The sequence below is a fragment of the Legionella spiritensis genome (assembly GCF_900186965.1).
Classification (GTDB): domain Bacteria; phylum Pseudomonadota; class Gammaproteobacteria; order Legionellales; family Legionellaceae; genus Legionella_C; species Legionella_C spiritensis.
On the sequence record NZ_LT906457.1, the window covers coordinates 1,480,944 to 1,499,546 of the forward strand.

Genomic DNA, 18,603 nt, shown 5'->3' on the forward strand with positions numbered 1-18,603 from the left:
ATGAAATCTTGCAGAGAAGCGATGCTGAATATATACTCGCGTACGTTGCCGTTGTAGCTCAGTCGGTAGAGCAATTGATTCGTAATCAATAGGTCTGCGGTTCGATTCCGCACAACGGCATAGTAAAATCAATAAGTTAGCAAATCCAGCCAAATTTTAAATCTTCATGTGTCGAATATGTGTCGAAGGTTGGAGGGAATCCAGGGTACTTCACTCATCCGCATATTACCCTAACTCTCATCTTAAAAAATGGATCTATACTCTTCTTATAAAAAACGACTCCAAATAATTGGGGTCATAATGAAATGGAATTAATGATGAATCAACAAAACATGGATAAACTGGTAAATTATCTTTCGAAATTTATAAAAAATGTAAGAAGTGATTGCTCTATGTATAACCCTACTAATATTCAGTATTCTTTTTATTATACAAATATCTTTCTAGATGAAAGTGAACAGATAGGTAGTTTTTGTGATGAACTTGTTCGTAGATTGATAATAGATAAACAAATTGTAGGGTTAGATACCAGTGATAAAAGTTATGATCCAAATAGTCCACAACAAAAGAGGTATGAAATATTTTATAATACATGGTATTCATGGAATATATTATATGATGCTCTCCAAAAAAATGGAAAAATTAAACCTTGATTTACTTAACCACTACATCGTAAGTTTTTTTATCCGGGACAAAAGGGACAAATGGGGCATCAGCACTGCTTATGGGCTAAAGTGCCATAGCCCAAATTAGCGTAGCATAATGTGGGAACTGACTACCCGAACTACACATCTTCGGAGTCTGTAAAATTTTCTGTGTAACTAGCCATTCCATTATTCAGTAACTCTATCACCGAATTCGATCATAAACCGATTCATAGCTGGCTTCCAGTTGTGGATCGGCATTGTCCATTTCCGAGCAATTCGTTCAATCGCAAGATAGAGCAATTTAAAAACTGATTCGTCAGATGGGAACATTCTTTTATTTTTAATTACCTTTCGCAAAGTCATATTCAACGATTCGATGGCATTTGTCGTATATATGGCTCGACGGATGTCAGCTGGATAATCAAAAAATGGGGTAATACGTATCCAGTCTCTGCGCCATGAGGAGCTTATGGATGGGTATTGGTCGTCCCATTTCTCAGAAAATGCTTCCAGCGCCATTTCAGCCTCAATGAGTGTTTTGGCACTGTAGATTGTTTTTAAATCAGCAGCAAGGATTTTACGGTCTTTCCAGCTGACATAAGCCAATGAATTTCGAATTTTGTGTACAATGCAAAGCTGAACTTTAGCGTGTGGATATACTGTTTCAATGGCTTCTGGAAAGCCAGTAAGTCCATCAACACACGCAATAAATATTTCATCCAGGCCACGATTTTTTATATCTGTCAGTACGTTTAGCCAAAATTTTGCGCCTTCATTTTGGCTAATCCACATGCCCAGAAGTTCTTTGTAGCCATCTGTATTAACACCCAATGCCAAATAGACGGATTTGTTAATAATACCTTTGTCAGTCTTTACTTTAACGACAATACAATCCAAATAAACAATGGGGAAGCAACTATCCAGAGGCCTTGCCTGCCAGGCACGTACATCTGATAAAACCGCGTCTGTCACGCTTGAAATCAATGTGGGTGATATGGTTGTACCATAGATTTCTTCAAGCTCGCTTTGGATGTCGCGTGTACTTAAACCTCGGGCATAAAATGAAATGATTTTTTCATCAAGACCATCAAAGCGGGTAGCGTATTTAGGGATAATATGAGGTTCAAATGTGCCTGTTCGGTCACGTGGCACCGCAATTTCCATTTCGCCTTCATTAACCTGAATAGTCTTCTTGCTGTACCCATTACGGCTGTTGCTTTTGCGTTCAACAGCCTTGGCATGCTTGTCATAGCCTAAATGATGCGTAAGTTCTCCGGATAGCGCAGCCTCTAAGCCTCGACGCTTTAGCTGTTTAAAAAACTCAGTGAAGTCTTCTTGCGTTTTACACGTCTTGGCTATTTCCTGAGCCAATTCATCTATATCATGAGTCATAGTTTGTCTCTTCTTCAATGCCTGTCTGAAAATAGGCAGATTATATACTATGACCAATTACACAAAATTATTTACAGACCCCATCTTCGCCTAATCCGGGCTCCATTACTACTTCCTAAATAAGTGTTCTAAACATAAGTTCAAACTATTTATTCCTAATTCTTTTCTATATGAATAGCAAATAAGTACTTTTCGGGATATTTTTCTTGATCAAAAACTTGAAATTTTACATTATCGCCTTCCTCTAAAAAGAGCGTTTCTTCATCATGTTTTCCATATAGTTTATCTTCGTTATGTTTTATATCTCCTAAATGACAAAAGTAAATTTTTTTATCATCACCTTGTATTTTAAAACTATGCGGGTTTCCATCTTCTTTATCGGTATTCGCCTTAAGAACTGTTCCTGTGACCCATTCCATAATGATCTCCTTATCTAATCACATAAATTCATTCTCTATGCTATATTCTAGCTCAAAATTTGAACAGTATTGTTGTAGCCATTATCTAGGTGCATCCGTAATACAGGGTAAATCCCTGGGCAAATCCGAGACAACAAAATAGATCTTTCACAGACTTAGAAAAAATGGTGGAACAAATGGGACAAGTGGAACAACTTCATGATTACTGGGCTAGCGACGTTCCACAATCAAAATCAACAGTGGAACGGGTGGGACAATTAATAGTCGTCTGACCAGACTTTCTCAGTAAAAACATAACATCTGGGAATTCCAACCCCTCTAATTCTTCGTTTTTGAGAGGCTTTGCCGTCATTACCAGGGATTATCCAGCCAGCATCGATGAGCACCTTATTCACCATTTTAGGATTGAATCCTTGACAGATTTCATTTCTGTAGACTTCTGATAAAACCAAAAAGATACGAAAACCTGCATTATCAGTATGAAAAAATCCAGCTCGATTATAGACTCGTTCGTTATTCGGGTTATTTTCACTTTCAAACCGACTAGCGCCTTCTTTTTCAAAAAATGCTCGGACTTGCGATAGGATGGCTCTGTCTTCTCGATTACCATGCTCCCCAAAATCCTCTAACCAGGCATTAAAGCATTTTTCCGCTGCCTGATACGCTGCTCCACGGTTCCATCCGGTTAATTCATAATGACTCGTTAATTCTCCAGCCATGGCAACCAAAGCGAAGCGTCTGGCTACCCGTTGAATTTGACCAGAATGATCGGGTCTTGTTATCTTCTCTACAAATTGTTGAATTTTCTTGGTGAGTAGGGGAATTAATTCAGATTGATGATTCACAATTTTATGAAGCCATGCCTTCCCCACCGCACCATAACATTGATTAGCCGCTTTTTTTAAAGCGAGTGACATGGCAGTAGGGTTTTCATGGTCATGTAATTCTTCGAATAACCCCATCTGAGCACCAGCATCAGCCTCAATATCCGCCAAACGAATTTCCTGCCCTGCATTACATCGCTGTCCAGCTTTAGCCATTAAAGAGGTTAGCGATTCCTCTCCAGCCGATAAAAAGAGCAAAGACCATTGCATGGCTTGCCTTGCTGTACCACAACGAGAGGCGCGTGTTTTACCTTGACCATTAGCAAGCAGATAAGCACATTCACCCGCATCTTTGGGATCTATCTGGCTAAGCTCATCCAAGATTAACAACCCATCATTATGCAGAGCTGCTAATCCTTCCAAACCATTAGCCGTACTTCGCCATAACCGTATATAACTATCTGGCTTACCCCAAACAGAAGCAGCCACTTTCAAAGCGGTTGTTTTACCAGACGAAGAAGCGCCGCGGAAATGAAAGCCTCCAGAGTCTTCACCAACAAGCTTGGCAAGGCTTGGTGCAAAGGCAGTTGAAATCGCAAATATTAATCGAGAGTTGCCATCTGCCAATCGGGCAACAGAATTTTGCCATTCTTCAACGCTACCAGCAACGGATAATCCCGGTTCAAGACTGTTCGCATTTTGAAAAACGATTTGATCGCTATATTGTCCTATGGCTTCATTAGCAGTAATAAACACATTGTCATACCAGCCCAGTTTATCAACACAACGAGCTCGGTCTTCAACTGGGAATACCTGAATGTAAGATGTTAATAAATCCCGAGCCGCTTTACTGGGTGAAATGGTCAATCCCAAGCTTGCCAGTTCTCGTCTTACATCACTGGAATCTCCTTGCAATAAAGCCAAAGGCATCGCCCATTGATGTTTAATGCCATCGTCATCGACCCACTCAAGCAAGCGTCCCCACTCACCACTATTAGCATCACGAGTCTTGGCAACCACATACAAAGAAGAACAGATCCACCGCGGTGGCAGTTCATTATTGTCTTTATCTTTACCAATAAAAATGACCCCATCCGATGTTAATTGAAAACACCCGCCAGCATATTGAAACGTTTTGATTCGTTTAGACTGTTTAAAGTCGACATGATATATTTGATTCGAATTCATATTCTTTTTCTCCAACAACCATTATCGGAAGGTGCCAGCCTTCCAATCGTTCAACCAAAATGAAAGAGCAACCAGAGTTAACCGGCTTCGCGGTTAACGTAATGGACACGCTGTTGTTGGAGAAATGTAAGAATATCTTCTTTACGATATCGGACAGTTCGACCAATTTTAATATAAGGCACACCCTGACCCGCCCAACGGTTGCGTTCGAGCAAATGCGTTGAGCAATCAAGCACAGCAGCTAAGGTTTTTTGATCGAAAAGAGTGGATTGAGGAGCAATTTCAAATTCATTGATGAGATCAATACGCGAAGTTTTATTAGACATGGTGTTACCTCGTAGTTAATAGAATTTTCATGGCATTCATAATGCCGTTTATGTGGCTTTTTCCTTAAATCCATAAACTGAAAATCCCAGTAACATACTGGTAAATATTCATCCTAAATCCATAAAGCTTTAAAGCCATATTTATAAAGCTTTTTAAAACAACGGTTAAATTATTACTTGGTTTAAAAATGTAAGTCAACAATTGAAAACAAATTAAAAGAAATTGTAAATATATAGACCAAATATCGCTGAAATGTCCCACCCGCTTCACCATCCATTTTGACTGTGGGACGTCGATAGACAAGTAACCATGAGGGTGTACCACCTGTACCACAAGTTCCACTAATTAATACATTTAAACGAATCGCCATTAAAAAGCATTAGTTTTTTTGCAGACTCACAAGTTTTTGATCACCACATCAAGAAAATGCTAAAATATTGGCCAAAAATATAAGTGACCTTAATTTCTGCTCTTTAAAAAAGTTAACACTATGTTAAGGAGCTAAAATGGATGATTGGTTTAAGATGATTGATTTATTGTGGTTGCCAGGTTTATGTTTAGCATTTGGTTTTATTTCAGGAATATTTACAAGAAAATATATTAAACCTAGCCTAGCGGCTGAAAATTATGGAGAAGCTCAAGTTAGGGAAACCCTGGCAAGGTATTGTGAAAATCGAGAGGCTCATGTTCTGAGCAATGTTACCTTACGTTTACAGAATGAAACCACCCAGATTGATCATATCTTGGTTACTACGAAAGGAATATTCGTCATAGAAACCAAGCATTATACAGGATGGATATTTGCAGACGCCAAATCAAAATTTTGGGCTAAAATCATCTTTCGAAAGAAGTTTAGATTTCAGAATCCGATATTTCAAAATTATAAGCATGTTAACGCGGTACAAAAGCTTTTTGAATTCTTAAAACCTCACCTTATTCATAATATTGTTGTTTTTAGTGGCAATGCTGAATTTAAAACGGCTATACCAGATCAAGTATGTTCTATAGAGCAATTAATCCCGACAATAGAACAATATTCGGAACAAGTTATCAGTTTAAACCGTATTCAGTTTTGTGTTGGACGGTTAGAGTATATGCGCCTAGAATTAACACGACAAACTGATATAGAGCATCAGGAATATTTAACGAAAAGGTTTGGTCAAAAGCAAGAGCTGCAAATGTAGTTCACAGTAGCGAAGCATATTCGGGCTACAATCTACTGTTGTATTTTCAGGTAATTCTTTATGATGATTCTAGAATAGAATAAGTCATTTTTTGGGGATTCTAAAATATTATAATCTATTTTTTAGGAATTTCAGGATATTATAGCCCTATATTTGAGAACCTCAGAATACTATAAGTTATTTATTGGGAATATGAGACTATTTTAAATGATATATTTTTAACTCCAAAAAATTATTTTTTTGTTTTTTGTCCCACTCGTACCACAACTCTTTTTTAACGGTGGAGCGCCGCTAACCCTGTAATCATGCGGGTGTTCCACTTGTCCCATTTGTTCCACGCATATTTATTATCATCTCCAAGAAAAATTAATGATGAAAAAATACTATGACGTTTTGCGTTATATAACGTCATGCGTTATACTTGCAAATAATAATAACAACATGGCATAAAAGAGTGATTAATAGTTTTAGCTGCAAGGAGACTAAAAAAATATTTGATGGCACGATGTCTCGTAAATTTCCACAAGACATTCAGCAACGTGCTCGAAGAAAATTGAGAATGTTAAATAATGCAAAAGCGCTCGATGACTTAAGGATACCGCCAAGTAACCATTTAGAAAAACTTGTCGGTGACAGGGTGGGGCAGCACAGCATTAAAATCAATGATCAGTGGCGTATATGTTTTGTTTGGCAAGATGGCATTGTCCTTGATGTTGAAATAGTAGATTACCATTAGGAGTACATGATGATGAAGTTAAAAAATATCCACCCGGGTGAAATCTTGCTTGAAGAATTTTTGCTTCCAATGGAGATCAGCCAGAACAAGCTCGCGAATGATATTGGTGTGTCACCTCGGCGCATTAATGAAATCGTTCACGGCAAGCGTTCGGTTACGGCGGACACCGATCTGAGATTATCCCGTGCACTTGGAACGTCTGAGGGTTTCTGGTTAGGGTTACAAGCTGATTATGATTTGGAGGAAAAAAAAGCCAGTCTCAAGAGTGCGTTAGGAAAAATTAAGTCTTTGGTTTCTTCTGAACCAGAGATTGGTGTTTTTGCTGGCCGGTAAGATCAGATTCATTTTTTAAAGGTGTATGTGAACTTCATCCAAGTCTGTTTACGGAACAATAAAAAAGAGATTAAGTGGTATGCGAAAAAATTAACGCGCTCAATTGGCACCTAAATGGATATGTTCACCATTGTATGTGGTTGCCAAGACTCGTGATGCTAATAGTGGTGAGTGGGGGCGCTTGCTTGAGTGGGTCGATGATGATGGCATTAAACATCAATGGGCGATGCCCTTGTCCTTGCTGCAAGGTGATTCTTCCGATGTAAGGCGGGAGCTGGCAAGACTTGGGTTGACTATCTCACCCAATAGAGCAGCACGTGATCTGCTTACCTCCTATTTGCAGGTTTTTCCGGTTGAAGCGCGTGCACGCTGCGTGGATAAATTAGGCTGGTATGAAGATGTCTTTGTCACCTCTTCTCAGTGTGTCGGACAGTCAACAGAAAAGATTGTATTTCAGAATACACACGCTATTGAACCCGTATTATCCTCAAAAGGCAGTATCAAAGAATGGCGAGATTCAATAGGACGGCTTGCAGCAGGGAATTCAAGGCTGTTGTTTGCTATATCAACAGCCTTTGCGCCAACTCTGGCAAAGCTCGTTAAAGAACTCTTAAGGCTGACCAGAAATAGGTGACATTCAATTCAAGGTAAATTAAATATTGATAGGGCACAAGTATTAATATTTAAATGTCGTTTGCCTAATTTCAATGGTTTTATCGTGTTGTTTGTTTGAGGCACTTCGGAAGAATGTTGGGTAACCAAATAAACCCGAATAGGGTTTTTGAGGATCGTCTTTAGCGTTATATTTAATTTTACTGGCTTCAAAGGCAGCGCTTGCTTCACTTTCTGAAGGATATTCGTCTGAGGCTATATGAGTGTAGCTTTCTGAGGTATATTCCACTATGTTGATGAGATGTTTTGGCATAACGACACCTTTGTTGATTAAGCAAAAAATTAAAAACCGACTCTATGTCAACACTTATTTTAACCCTACGCCTAATATTGATGAGCTAATTTGATTGCAGGCTTCTCTGCCAGTAGATCAAATCATTTTATCCCGCAGAAAGAATTTTCCAAGGGCGCAATATACATTGCTTTGCAATGTTAAAAAAATACGCGGTAAACGGTTCTGAATTTACTAGTCACCGTCCCGGATTAAGTTGATGATGAGTTGAATCATTATGTCTTTTTGCGAAGGCTCACTTTGTGCCACAAGCAGAGCAATAGCAACAAGAGCATTATCGTTGATTTTCACTCGGCCATTTTGTCTTAAGTGATGGTTATTGAGTTGTAAAAACCAAATAAACATGAATGCTCCAATGCGTTTATTGCCATCAGTAAAGGGGTGGTTCTTAATAATAAAGTACAATAAATGGGCTGCCTGTTCCTCAATACTGGGGTATAAATATTCACGGCCAAAGCTTTGGACAATATTCCCAAGAATACCTTCGAAACTATTGTCTTTGGTCCTGCCAAATAAAGGGGTTGCTTCATTTATTGACATTAAACGTGATTTCAAATCCTCTATAGCATCCATTGCTGAAGCATAATTAATTTCCTGAGTAATATTCGTATTTAGTTTGGATTTAGGGAAATTACCCGTGTCATATTGATTTAATAAAACAAAGGAATGGGTGTATTCAGTTAATACTGATAACAATCCGCTAGTCTCAGATTGGCTAATGCTGCCAGATTGTGCTTGTTGAAATAATTTAAGTGTTTTACTAAGGTTTCTAATTTGATCGGTTTGCTTCATGAGTTGCTCTTGATTAAGCGCATAACCTTGAAGTAAATACTCCTTTAATATTTTGTTTGCCCAAATTCTAAATTGAGTTCCTTCTTTAGACTTGACTCGATAACCAACTGAAATTATTGCGTCAAGGTTATAATGCTCAATATCTCGTGATACTTTACGTTTCCCTTCTTCTCGAACTATCCGGAATTTCCGGATGGTTGCCTCTGGTGAGAGCTCATTTTCATTGAATATATTTTGAATGTGTTCATTTATTGTTCGAATGTCTTTATTGAAAAGGGCTGACATTTGCTTTTGAGTTAACCATACCGTTTCATTTTCAACAGGAACTTCAACTTGAAAACTACCATCTTCAGTTTTATAGAGTGAAATATTTTTCATGAGAAGGCCTTGAAGGATATTTTTATATTTGAGGAGTTATTCACTTTACACGCTCCATTTTGGATGGTTGGATTGCAATAATATCAGCGGTTTTCACTTCGCCCGAGCACTTCAAAATAAAATCCGTAATTAATTGCATAGGGCGTCTTAATCGTTCGACATCAACAATAATGTATCCCGCCGTCACATCGTTTGTCATTTTGTGATTAAGTAATCGTTTTAAAGCATAGGCCGGTATATCTAAACTTTCAGCGATGGTAATAAAAGTCCTTCTCAAATCATGAACCGTAAATTCAATGCCCGTGGCTTTGGTAACGATGGCCATTTGTTTTCTTGGCTCAATCAGATGACCGGCTACGCCATTACCCGGGAAGACGTAGTCATTTACTTTGTCTAATTGTCGTTGCAGGAATAAATCATATAAAAAATCAGATAGGGGTAGGGTGTGGGTTTCATTGTTTTTTGTATCTTGGATGCTCAAGGTACGGCCTTTCATATCAATGTCTTGCCATTTTAACGTGGCTGCTTCTTGCCGCCTTAGTCCGGTAAATAACACTAACAGTAAATAATCGGCCATTATCTGATTATCTAATTGCTTTACGGCTTGATACCAAGCAGCTAACTCATGCGATTTGATATATGATTTACGTCTCTCAACACGATACCAAGAGCGGGTTTGCGATAAGCGTCTAACAGGATTTTCAATAATGAGTGAACGGCCTTGTGCATCTTCATATTGACCTGCGGCAAAATTAAATAGGGCTCTTAATACCCTCATGGAGAGGTTCGCATAGGCGGCACCATGTTCTTGACCTAACTTTTCATGCTGACGAGCCACATGATCTTTACTGATGTTCATTATCGGCTTATCAAGCCATTTGGCAAAAGCTTTATTCAACACTTGTTCATAATTGATCTTAGTTGATGGCTTTAATGATTTTCTTGCGATGAGGTAATCATTAAATACTTCCTTCAAGCTAATTTGAGCCATCCTCTTGGCTTTTTTCTCAGCAACCGGATCAAACCCACAAGCAATTTGCCCTAAGATCTCCAACGCCTTCTTGCGAGCCATTTCAGGCGTCAACTCAGGATATCTACCCAGGGTGATACGCTTAACTTTTCGGTTGATTAATTTTTCAACAAAAAAGGCTTTTGTTCCTCCTGAAGTGACTCGTATGCCAAAGCCTTTTAATTGGTCGTCGTAATATTTTTTTTGAGCGGTTCTACCGGGTTGGGTTACCATTGGAATGGATAAATTTTCGACGGCAGACTTGTTAATTTTCATCGCTTTTTACCTTTGTGTGTCGAACATGTGTCGAATATGTGTCGAAGAATTAGGTAAAAAAGCTTAATAGAACTTATAACTTAATACAAGAGTAGTTGGTTGTATTTATGATGATTTTAAAAGAAATTAAAAGTGTGTCGTAGTGTATAAAATATACAAAAATATAATTCGTAATCAATAGGTCTGCGGTTCGATTCCGCACAACGGCATAGTAAAATCAAGGAGTTAAAAGTCATAAGTCAAAATTGTAAGTTTTGTTTATTGCAAGTCTCTTATCCGCTTGGCAATCATCCGATCAAGCAAATTTTTTTTCTTATCGGTCATTTCGAAGGTAAACAAACCTGGATAATATTTTGTAAAACGTTTTAACAGCTTATCCAGTGTGGCGTTCATTACTTTAACAGAAATCTGATAACGCTCAGCGAAATCAGTGAATATTTTTCTTTTCATATTATCATCTCGACCATCCATTTTGATTGCCATATTGAAGTCACTATAAATCGCAGTCGAAATCAAATCATAAAGCGGCGTAAGGGTAATGGTTTCATCTTCTAATGTCTGCAGACTGATGTTTTTTGCATGTAAATCACCATTGCAAATCAGGTAGGAAAAAGCAATTTGACTGAGCAAATTTAAAATCTCTAGTTGTGGGGCATTGGCAATGAGCATGATTGCATCGGCAATTTGATTCACCGTTATGCGGTATTTGTCCGCTGGGTAACGGTTTAAAAATTGGCAGGCATCTTCTTGATGTATTCTTTTTTCATTGTATCTATCGAATCTTTCAACCAACAGGCCTGTATTTTTATTTTTGTCGTAAACCAGTTTTGCTTTTGCAACCGTGAAGCCACACTGCTTCGCTAATTGTAAACAGCAAAATTCATTTTGAATCAAGTTATTTTTGTCGCCAGGGTTTAACTTTAAAATATAACTTTTACCTGTTTTAGTTAATTTTAAGGGGAAACTGATCATAGATGCGGATATTTTCTCCTGTACGCCAGCTAGTGCTTTGCTATCAAATAAAGGGCTCTCAGGGGCAATGGTTTCTTCAAACAATGAATAAAAGTTTACTTCTTCCAGTTTTTTAGCTGGTGGAAATTCAGCTTTAGCGGGGTTGCCTACGTAAATATCCCCAATGCAATCACTACCTACGGCGGAAAAAAGGGAGAACAAATCATCTTTTGAGGTTTTAATTTTATCGACCAAGGCATTAAGCCTTCTTCCTTCAGGTAAAAGACCTGCAAAAAAAGGCGGTAAATTATCACCCTGCATTACAATTTTAGCGGTATCTTTTGTGATACAATATGAAAAATAGGCTTCGTTTGAATGAGATCTAAATGTTGAATTAAGTTCAAATTCACATCCGTATTCAGTTCTTCGTAAGACCCCTGCAAACTCCGTTTTTTTATAAATCTCTAGTTCGTTGATGGCTTTGTAATCATTCATTGTGGTTCACCACACCAGCTGTTCCCTTCTCTATGACAAGCTGCATGCCCAAAATTTGCAGAACATCAATGACCTTAGCAATTTGGGCTGTTTTTTTGCCTCGTTCAATTTGACTGATAAAATTAATACTGGTGCCGGATAGATCAGCCAACTGGCCTTGAGTCAACTTTCTCCGCTTCCTCTCGGCCTCTATGGCCTCTCCTAAAATGCGGACAGATGATTTTTGCATATTAATTTTCATATGTTCATGTGAAATAATAGTGTTGAATAACTTGATTTTAGCATAAATTAATTTTTTTCACGCGATCGCATTAAAAAAGTTGAAATTTATCAGTATAACGAGATATTTTAATTGAATTCACTTGATCGAAGTAATTTTTTTATTTCCAAGGCCGAAGCAAAATCAAGGTAAAGCAAGATTAGAGCAAGTAATTTGGCACTGTATAAGGGAGAGTTTACAGTTTGATTTTTTCAATAGAGATAATTCTCACCTGATCATATCTGTCAAAAATAATTCGCCATGATCCAATACGCAGGCGAAAATAGGGGAGGGGGGGCCCTGTAATTTTTTATATCAAAATTGGGTTATCTGGATTTTTTCCCAATAACACAATCTTTTTAGTTATTCTGCTTTTATCGGGTTGTGGTACACTTTGCAGTGCTTTCTTAGCCTGTTTTTTGATGAGCAACGTGTATGACACCCTTTAAACCACGTCAAAAGTAAATGCGTGCACAGAGCCTGGAAGAGAAATACTGTAATCAACCAATTAATCGTAATGAATATGGATAAAGAATACTGGCAGCAACGATGGCAATGCAATGAAATTGGATTTAACCAATCGCAACCCAATCCTTTAATGCAACGCTATTTTCCCAAGTTGAATCTCAACCCTGGTGATTGTGTTTTTGTTCCTTTATGCGGTAAAAGCATCGACATGATATGGCTCGCTGGTCAGGGTTATAAAGTAGTCGGTGTTGAACTTAGCGAGCAGGCATGCAAAGCGTTTTTTAATGACAATAAAATTCGTTTCAAGGTGACTGAAATGAATGGATTTTCGGTCTACAAGAGTGATGAAATGACTTTGTTTGCTGGTGATTTCTTTAAAATCAATAAAAATTTACTTGATAAAATCGATGCTGTGTATGACCGTGCGGCCCTCATTGCACTCCCACAGGAGCTTAGAAAGCCTTATTCAGAACAACTGGCCAAATTGCTTGAGCCTGATGCCAAAGTATTACTAATCACAACCTCATACGATCAGCAGGAGATGCAAGGCCCGCCATTTTCAATAAACCAAATAGAAGTGAATGAGTTGTTTAAAACCAACTTTGATATGACACAGGTTTATAGTAAAACGGTAAAAAATATACCAGTGCACCTCAAAGCTAAAGGATTAAGGCTTGCAACCGAGCAAGTTTATTCATTGGTAAAGAGAAAGGACAAAAGCCTCTCAATCAAAGTAGAATCTTAAATTATCCGGCATCTGAAGTGCCTGACATTCATCTTGTAGTAGATTTCACGGATCCAGAGATATTCTGACGGACAACTTAATTTGGGCTTGAAGTGACTGGCGGGGTGACAAAGTTGGATGAACACATCTCAATGTAATCCTTTACATCAAATGTAATTGGATCGGTTGGTTGTTATTTGCGGAAACTTATGCCTTTATTGCCTTTGGCCCATAATTCATAGTTCAAAACTTCTTCGTGCGTACTATCCTTATCAATAGGTGGAAGTGGCATGGCATTCGAGGCTTTAATAAAAAATCCAATGTTATAACCTTTAATTTTTTGTTGTGTTGTGATTTCGATGTCCTTGCTCCCATCGCGGTAAGATGTCTTATTGTGCGAAACATTGTCTTGTTGAAGCTTGACCGGGACACTGCCTAACGGCAATTTCGCCGCAACATCCAAATTGACCGAAGCCGTTCGGTTTGTGTTGTTTACATCATGAATGGATCCTTGTCCTGTAATCTGGCTAACATTACAAAATCTTGAGTTCGCTGGATCCGCTTCCTTTAAATCCATCTTAATGTGATGTTGTTTTCCGTTTGGAGTTTTTACAGTTTCATCTTGTATTGTTCCATGTATCCTGCATTTAACAGGGCCTACCAAAGGGATAGTATTGGTTGACTCTACAGTTGCCCTGTACTCTCTTATTTTATTAGTAGCTTTAGTATTATTTACTGGCATAACATCACTCTCTCTAAAATTAGCTTATGTCAATGGATAAATTAACATCACCACTCATGAAGTGGCAATATATTTTACACTTTGTTTACGTTTTTTCAAAAAACAGGAAAAAATTGAACAAAAATTTACAATAATGGATGAGGGAAAGAACTTTAATGAAAGTAACGCACACGCAAATCAACGAACAACTATAGCGGCTAGCGTCCTCATAAAATACCATGTTCAGGAACAGATGACTTCAACAAACACGAGCAACATGTGATGGATTAACGTCATTTATTGTTTGAGTAAATGTGTAAATCAACCACATGCGTGGCTGTAAGACGATCTGATAACGGTTACAAGGTATAGCTTCGATTACGTGTCAAGACCGCCTGTTCATTAACGTCGTCTTCAGTAATAGGCTTCATCTCATTATTGCTAAATATATTAAGCGCCATGTATGCCATGTATGCCTGAGCCGCCTTTTCACATTCAACGGATGGCTTATCACCGGTCTCATTGGATTTGGCACATTGCGATAAATTAGCAACAATATCTTCTCTTGTTACTGTTCCGTTAGTAATGTTATCCATTAGTTTTTGAGATGGGGCATCAAATTCTACGCTTACCTCACCGGTCAATTTTTTCGTCATACATTTCTCCCTTTGAAAAGTCTAAACGCAAACAATATGATCTTTTTAAGCACACAATGATAACGTATTTATAGTTCTAAAGCTATACAATCAGCAAGTTTTTTAGTGAGCATTTCTGGCAGTAAAGACAGTAAATGTTCCGAAGGATTGCAGGTACTGTCATAAACCACGAAATAATCGTTCTATCGAGGTTAAATTGACGTATCTTGACGAGAAGCTAATTTTGAAAAACAGGTGCATGAAATGACATATCAACACCCTCTAATACTACAGTGGTAAGTTCTGTCATTCCCGAGAAATCGGGAATCTATTCAGATTAAAATAGATCTTCGCCTGCGCAAAGATGACTGTCACTGAGCAAAAATGAGTACATAAACAGGGATCTTTTTCAAAATACAACTGTAGTACTAATCTATAATCAGTATTATATTCCAAAGGTAACGGGTGAATAATGACTCAAATTAGACATGATGAAAATAAAGCCTTTAAAATTATTGAACGATTTAATCATTTAAATGCCTCCAGAGCTCCAATATCTGATTTTTTACCCATTGTTGATGCAGACAATTTAATTGTCACTATACGAGATAGTGATATTGTTTTTAAAGGAATTGCGGGACTGGCGGATCATCAAATTGGCAAATTGAGTTTTTTCGATCAAAAATTCGATTGCGAACTGGTTAAAAGCGAGTATCAAAAAGAGCGCCTTACGATGAATACGAAAGGTGTTTGGTATGCAACAATTTGGCAATCCCCCGCTCCCTATAGCCAAAAATTAATCGCAGATTTAGTCCATACCTGGATTTTAAAACGGACGGAGCAATCAACTTACATCATCGACACGCATATTTGTGAATACTTTAAATATAGAGACGGGTTTTCTCCCAGGGATTTTTCGGACAAAGATTTCCACTATACCTTGAAATAAACGGCATCCTGACTGAAGCACCGTCATGGCCATGTTCCAACCCTGGCCATGAAATATCAACACGTCCTGTACCTATTTTATCTATCTTAAGACAAGACTCACTCACGCCACTTTTTTGCCACACTAAAAACTCTTTGGTTGATAAAATTAAATCCTAATTAATAAAATCTTAATCTAACTGTATTAAAATAACTCAAATTAAGATTATTGAGAGAGAGTTTTATGTCTTACAGCAATTTCTTTTCAAAAACGTCCAGGTTTGGCGCGCCATTTAAAAAAAAATCCAGAGCACTAATATCATTAACCGTTGGTACTGGTGGAACATTTTACGGATTTGATTTTAGAGATCAACAAAGATACCAATATGCCATTGAGCTTCACCGCAAAGATCAGGAACATTTGAAAAACAAGTCTATTGAACAATTCGATTCCCCCCAGCAATTACTTCAATTTATTGAGCAATTGCCATCAGGGCCTGTCGCCCACCCGTATAAAGAGGGCTATACGCCAAGTCGCTCGCAGGAATTGGTTGTACAAGGGTTTATTGGTAATCTGTTATTTTTGTTTCAGCAACCCAATGAGCACGCTAAATTAGTTAAGGCTTGTGGTGATGCCATGATGCATCACTTCAAATGTTTAACTGAGAAAGGGCTCAAATATCAATCCGATTTGGCGCTTGCAAATACCGCTTTGGAACTCCCTCGGGAAATACTGCATGAAAGAGCTAAAGATATCGGAATACCTTTGGAAAAATATATCTCTGTATTAAAGGACAGAAACCAGCATGCTATAGATGGGATTGAAGCTACTCTTGCTTTGAAAGCCGATATTGAGTATCGACTGGCTGTCCATAACAGGCTCGTTGCTAAATACCCGCAAGCAAGGGATGCACTTGAAAAATTAACAAAAGTAGATATATCTGAATTATCTAAAATCACTGAGCTATCCGAATCAGAATGCCGGAATATAATCGAAGCAGGAATTAGCTCGGCAATGTATGGCATTGGTTTAATCACCGGTCAAACGGTAGCCGGTTTAGAGGGTCAGGTTATAAAAGACGAACACCTGGATTCCATTGTAGAAATTGCTGAAACACTAGGGAAGCATGCCATGCGCCTTGTCCATTTTTATGAAGCCGTAAAGGATAAGAGTTTAACCGATCAACAACGCCACGATATAACGAAAAAAATAAAGGCTGATTACCGTGAAAATATCAAAATGATGCGAAAAAAAGAAGCTTCATTAACAATGGATACCGCTTTGGACGGTGAGTTTTCCATCGCTTTAGCTCATCTGTTAGCCTGGTCGCAAGGCCCAAAAAATCTGTATTCCAATGTTAATCTCAGTCGGAAAGCTGGTGGGGCAGTTGCGATTCAACCAGGCGACATACTTGCTTTACATCACCAGGGCCCCCACTGCATTAACGAGGATCATAGTCATGGATCACAGAAACTGAGCAAACCCCGTGTCCCTGGTTTGCTGGAACGTATGAGATATACCATGATAGGTGGAAACCAGCCTTGGCTAATAGATTCAGACAGTAAAAAACTGGATATCGACAAGGCCTATCATGATACAAAGGAACGCATTGGATTGGCCGGATAGTTGGGAGACTTCGAGGGGGCCGGCTTATCCCTTTTAAACGAAAAGCCTGTGATCCCCTCCCCAACTTTTAAAAAAGGAACAGACAAACATCTTTACCGACAGGATCATGGACAGGCTACAAAGTCTCTATTTGTATGTCACTACTTCCTGGCAGTTTTGTGACAAGATTGGCTCCCATTAATCGCGCGGGGGTTATATAGCCACCCGTCACATTATTTTTTAGCAGATATTCAACCACGGTTAAGCTGCCGGTGACGGTCAAGGCATAGCCATTGGCCGTTTTAATTCGCGCTACCTTGCACTCTCCCCTGGCGTTTTTAGCTTCTCCCCAAACATAAGTTGTAAGGTTTTTACGTTGCTTGGGATCTGGACCAATTTGTTTGGCCGCTTTCTTTTTAAGAAAAGTTTGTATAGGTGTTAGCCCTAAAAACCAGCGGATATAATTCGCTTTCTTTAGAATATCTATGTTTCTTTGAGACATTGGTATATACACTTCAATATTTGGTATACCGGTTGTGTAATAAGCTGTGCTGACATCCCCCCAGGGGATAGTCACAGCCGATTTTTCACCATGTCCAAAATCAATGTTACGAGTTTTCCAGGCAAGTGGTACTTTTGTAATTTTGCCATTCAAGCGGACTCTTCCTCCAAGCGCCAGGCCTTCTACCGCTGTTTTTGCCGTGCCAGGGGATAGCCCGGAGTCGGAGTCAAATCCCAGGGTTAGCTGGTTGGCGTCAGGCAGCGCCTCCTTTAAAGCGGCTGCTATACAGTCGGTAGGTATGACATCAAATCCCACACCCGGACAAAGTACGACATTGGCCGCTTCGGCATGCGGGTGTTGACTATTGGCATATTCAAATACGGCGATCTCGCCAGTAATATCGATATAGTGAACGCCTGCTTGAAGACAGGCGTTTATCATGGGAACGCTTGTGGAAGAAAATGGGCCGGCACAGTTTAATATCAGTGATACTCCTGCTAATTGTTTCTTGATGTTGTCTTGATCAGTTAAATCGAAAATCAGGCTTTGAAAACCCAACTCATCAGCCATGGCTTTAATGTCATGTTCATGACGCCCGGCCAGGATTGGATTGAGTCCTTGTACTTTGGCTTCCCTTGCTATCAATTCTCCGGTATACCCGTTTGCTCCATAAATCATCCAATTCGTCATGATCATGTCCTTTGCAATTTGATACGGCGTTTATCCAGCCATTAGAAATGAATCCGAAACAATACACAAGTCATGATGTTAAATTTCGGGAAGAAGGGTTAAAAAAATGTTTATTAACGAAGAGGCCTTAAATGATTTTAAGACGACCTTAATAGT

Annotated in this window: 19 protein-coding genes, 1 tRNA gene and 1 pseudogene; 9 read left to right on the plus strand and 12 right to left on the minus strand. The window is 38.7% G+C overall.

What is annotated here, in order from left to right; translation table 11 throughout:
- Window positions 1–47: 47 nt before the first annotated feature.
- Both CKW05_RS06680 and CKW05_RS06685 read left to right on the plus strand, forming a co-directional pair.
- Window positions 48–120: transfer RNA gene (locus CKW05_RS06680), tRNA-Thr, on the plus strand.
- Window positions 121–314: 194 nt separating this feature from the next.
- Window positions 315–653: a hypothetical protein gene (locus CKW05_RS06685; protein WP_133141205.1), complete on the plus strand. Its 339-nt coding sequence runs from the start codon at window positions 315–317 to the stop codon at window positions 651–653.
- Window positions 654–833: 180 nt separating this feature from the next.
- On the opposite strand, the gene CKW05_RS06690 is transcribed toward CKW05_RS06685, so the two are convergent.
- The 4 genes from CKW05_RS06690 to CKW05_RS06705 all read right to left on the minus strand — a co-directional run bounded on the left by CKW05_RS06690 (window position 834) and on the right by CKW05_RS06705 (window position 4,796).
- Window positions 834–2,039: an IS256 family transposase gene (locus CKW05_RS06690; RefSeq protein ID WP_058483852.1), complete on the minus strand. Its 1,206-nt coding sequence runs from the start codon at window positions 2,037–2,039 to the stop codon at window positions 834–836.
- Window positions 2,040–2,194: 155 nt separating this feature from the next.
- A complete protein-coding gene (locus CKW05_RS06695; protein ID WP_058483333.1) occupies window positions 2,195–2,458 on the minus strand; it encodes a hypothetical protein in 264 nt (87 codons plus the stop codon).
- A 257-nt stretch (window positions 2,459–2,715) separates the two neighbouring features.
- A complete protein-coding gene (locus tag CKW05_RS06700; protein WP_058483334.1) occupies window positions 2,716–4,470 on the minus strand; it encodes a DUF927 domain-containing protein in 1,755 nt (584 codons plus the stop codon).
- 77 nt (window positions 4,471–4,547) lie between these two features.
- Complete coding sequence (locus tag CKW05_RS06705; protein WP_058483335.1) at window positions 4,548–4,796, minus strand: MerR family transcriptional regulator; 249 nt, start codon at window positions 4,794–4,796, stop codon at window positions 4,548–4,550.
- Window positions 4,797–5,303: 507 nt separating this feature from the next.
- On the opposite strand from CKW05_RS06705, the gene CKW05_RS06715 reads away from it, so the two are divergent.
- The 4 genes and pseudogenes from CKW05_RS06715 to CKW05_RS06730 form a co-directional block, all read left to right on the plus strand.
- The gene (locus CKW05_RS06715) at window positions 5,304–5,981 is read left to right on the plus strand and encodes a nuclease-related domain-containing protein (RefSeq protein WP_231950712.1); all 678 of its coding nucleotides are present in this window, start codon (window positions 5,304–5,306) and stop codon (window positions 5,979–5,981) included.
- A 505-nt stretch (window positions 5,982–6,486) separates the two neighbouring features.
- Window positions 6,487–6,717 carry a type II toxin-antitoxin system RelE/ParE family toxin gene (locus CKW05_RS06720; protein WP_231950714.1) on the plus strand — a complete coding sequence of 77 codons (231 nt, stop codon included), beginning with the start codon at window positions 6,487–6,489 and terminating at the stop codon, window positions 6,715–6,717.
- Between the two features lie 6 nt (window positions 6,718–6,723).
- Complete coding sequence (locus CKW05_RS06725) at window positions 6,724–7,050, plus strand: HigA family addiction module antitoxin (protein WP_197697355.1); 327 nt, start codon at window positions 6,724–6,726, stop codon at window positions 7,048–7,050.
- A gap of 100 nt (window positions 7,051–7,150) precedes the next feature.
- Window positions 7,151–7,657: pseudogene (locus CKW05_RS06730) on the plus strand (DUF927 domain-containing protein); the annotation flags it as partial.
- Window positions 7,658–7,726: 69 nt separating this feature from the next.
- Here CKW05_RS06730 and CKW05_RS06735 read toward each other — a convergent pair.
- The 5 genes from CKW05_RS06735 to CKW05_RS06755 all read right to left on the minus strand — a co-directional run bounded on the left by CKW05_RS06735 (window position 7,727) and on the right by CKW05_RS06755 (window position 12,156).
- The gene (locus CKW05_RS06735; protein ID WP_058483339.1) at window positions 7,727–7,975 is read right to left on the minus strand and encodes a hypothetical protein; all 249 of its coding nucleotides are present in this window, start codon (window positions 7,973–7,975) and stop codon (window positions 7,727–7,729) included.
- 213 nt (window positions 7,976–8,188) lie between these two features.
- Window positions 8,189–9,184, minus strand: coding sequence for a RhuM family protein (rhuM, locus tag CKW05_RS06740; RefSeq protein ID WP_058483340.1), 996 nt, complete (start codon window positions 9,182–9,184; stop codon window positions 8,189–8,191).
- Window positions 9,185–9,224: 40 nt separating this feature from the next.
- The gene (locus CKW05_RS06745; RefSeq protein WP_058483341.1) at window positions 9,225–10,469 is read right to left on the minus strand and encodes a tyrosine-type recombinase/integrase; all 1,245 of its coding nucleotides are present in this window, start codon (window positions 10,467–10,469) and stop codon (window positions 9,225–9,227) included.
- Between the two features lie 258 nt (window positions 10,470–10,727).
- Window positions 10,728–11,915 (minus strand): type II toxin-antitoxin system HipA family toxin, encoded by a 1,188-nt coding sequence (locus CKW05_RS06750; protein WP_058483342.1) that lies wholly within the window; start codon window positions 11,913–11,915, stop codon window positions 10,728–10,730.
- Window positions 11,908–12,156, minus strand: coding sequence for a type II toxin-antitoxin system Y4mF family antitoxin (locus tag CKW05_RS06755; protein ID WP_058483343.1), 249 nt, complete (start codon window positions 12,154–12,156; stop codon window positions 11,908–11,910). Before CKW05_RS06755 ends, CKW05_RS06750 begins: the two co-directional genes overlap by 8 nt.
- Before the next feature lie 535 nt (window positions 12,157–12,691).
- Here CKW05_RS06755 and tmpT point away from each other — a divergent pair.
- Complete coding sequence (tmpT, locus tag CKW05_RS06765; RefSeq protein WP_058483344.1) at window positions 12,692–13,387, plus strand: thiopurine S-methyltransferase; 696 nt, start codon at window positions 12,692–12,694, stop codon at window positions 13,385–13,387.
- 172 nt (window positions 13,388–13,559) lie between these two features.
- On the opposite strand, the gene CKW05_RS06770 is transcribed toward tmpT, so the two are convergent.
- The gene (locus tag CKW05_RS06770) at window positions 13,560–14,108 is read right to left on the minus strand and encodes a hypothetical protein (protein ID WP_133141134.1); all 549 of its coding nucleotides are present in this window, start codon (window positions 14,106–14,108) and stop codon (window positions 13,560–13,562) included.
- A 338-nt stretch (window positions 14,109–14,446) separates the two neighbouring features.
- Entirely contained in the window at window positions 14,447–14,743 is a 297-nt protein-coding gene (locus CKW05_RS06775) for a hypothetical protein (protein ID WP_058483346.1), read from the minus strand.
- Window positions 14,744–15,194: 451 nt separating this feature from the next.
- Here CKW05_RS06775 and CKW05_RS06780 point away from each other — a divergent pair, with 451 nt between their 5' ends.
- Entirely contained in the window at window positions 15,195–15,671 is a 477-nt protein-coding gene (locus CKW05_RS06780; protein WP_058483347.1) for a hypothetical protein, read from the plus strand.
- 222 nt (window positions 15,672–15,893) lie between these two features.
- The gene (locus tag CKW05_RS06785) at window positions 15,894–17,276 is read left to right on the plus strand and encodes a hypothetical protein (protein WP_058483348.1); all 1,383 of its coding nucleotides are present in this window, start codon (window positions 15,894–15,896) and stop codon (window positions 17,274–17,276) included.
- Window positions 17,277–17,391: 115 nt separating this feature from the next.
- Here the strand turns inward: CKW05_RS06785 and CKW05_RS06790 are convergent, their stop codons facing one another.
- Complete coding sequence (locus CKW05_RS06790; protein ID WP_058483564.1) at window positions 17,392–18,447, minus strand: saccharopine dehydrogenase family protein; 1,056 nt, start codon at window positions 18,445–18,447, stop codon at window positions 17,392–17,394.
- Between the last annotated feature and the right edge of the window lie 156 nt (window positions 18,448–18,603).

Bases quoted from the DNA above. Each gene is read 5' to 3' on its own strand.
- CKW05_RS06770 (WP_133141134.1), bottom strand. From the start codon at position 14,108: ATGCCAGTAAATAATACTAAAGCTACTAATAAAATAAGAGAGTACAGG.
- CKW05_RS06720 (WP_231950714.1), top strand. From the start codon at position 6,487: ATGTCTCGTAAATTTCCACAAGACATTCAGCAACGTGCTCGAAGAAAA.
- CKW05_RS06690 (WP_058483852.1), bottom strand. From the start codon at position 2,039: ATGACTCATGATATAGATGAATTGGCTCAGGAAATAGCCAAGACGTGT.
- CKW05_RS06745 (WP_058483341.1), bottom strand. From the start codon at position 10,469: ATGAAAATTAACAAGTCTGCCGTCGAAAATTTATCCATTCCAATGGTA.
- tmpT (WP_058483344.1), top strand. From the start codon at position 12,692: ATGAATATGGATAAAGAATACTGGCAGCAACGATGGCAATGCAATGAA.
- CKW05_RS06785 (WP_058483348.1), top strand. From the start codon at position 15,894: ATGTCTTACAGCAATTTCTTTTCAAAAACGTCCAGGTTTGGCGCGCCA.
- CKW05_RS06715 (WP_231950712.1), top strand. From the start codon at position 5,304: ATGGATGATTGGTTTAAGATGATTGATTTATTGTGGTTGCCAGGTTTA.
- CKW05_RS06790 (WP_058483564.1), bottom strand. From the start codon at position 18,447: ATGACGAATTGGATGATTTATGGAGCAAACGGGTATACCGGAGAATTG.
- CKW05_RS06705 (WP_058483335.1), bottom strand. From the start codon at position 4,796: ATGTCTAATAAAACTTCGCGTATTGATCTCATCAATGAATTTGAAATT.
- CKW05_RS06750 (WP_058483342.1), bottom strand. From the start codon at position 11,915: ATGAATGATTACAAAGCCATCAACGAACTAGAGATTTATAAAAAAACG.
- CKW05_RS06735 (WP_058483339.1), bottom strand. From the start codon at position 7,975: ATGCCAAAACATCTCATCAACATAGTGGAATATACCTCAGAAAGCTAC.
- CKW05_RS06700 (WP_058483334.1), bottom strand. From the start codon at position 4,470: ATGAATTCGAATCAAATATATCATGTCGACTTTAAACAGTCTAAACGA.
- CKW05_RS06725 (WP_197697355.1), top strand. From the start codon at position 6,724: ATGATGATGAAGTTAAAAAATATCCACCCGGGTGAAATCTTGCTTGAA.
- rhuM (WP_058483340.1), bottom strand. From the start codon at position 9,184: ATGAAAAATATTTCACTCTATAAAACTGAAGATGGTAGTTTTCAAGTT.
- CKW05_RS06755 (WP_058483343.1), bottom strand. From the start codon at position 12,156: ATGAAAATTAATATGCAAAAATCATCTGTCCGCATTTTAGGAGAGGCC.
- CKW05_RS06685 (WP_133141205.1), top strand. From the start codon at position 315: ATGATGAATCAACAAAACATGGATAAACTGGTAAATTATCTTTCGAAA.
- CKW05_RS06780 (WP_058483347.1), top strand. From the start codon at position 15,195: ATGACTCAAATTAGACATGATGAAAATAAAGCCTTTAAAATTATTGAA.
- CKW05_RS06775 (WP_058483346.1), bottom strand. From the start codon at position 14,743: ATGACGAAAAAATTGACCGGTGAGGTAAGCGTAGAATTTGATGCCCCA.
- CKW05_RS06695 (WP_058483333.1), bottom strand. From the start codon at position 2,458: ATGGAATGGGTCACAGGAACAGTTCTTAAGGCGAATACCGATAAAGAA.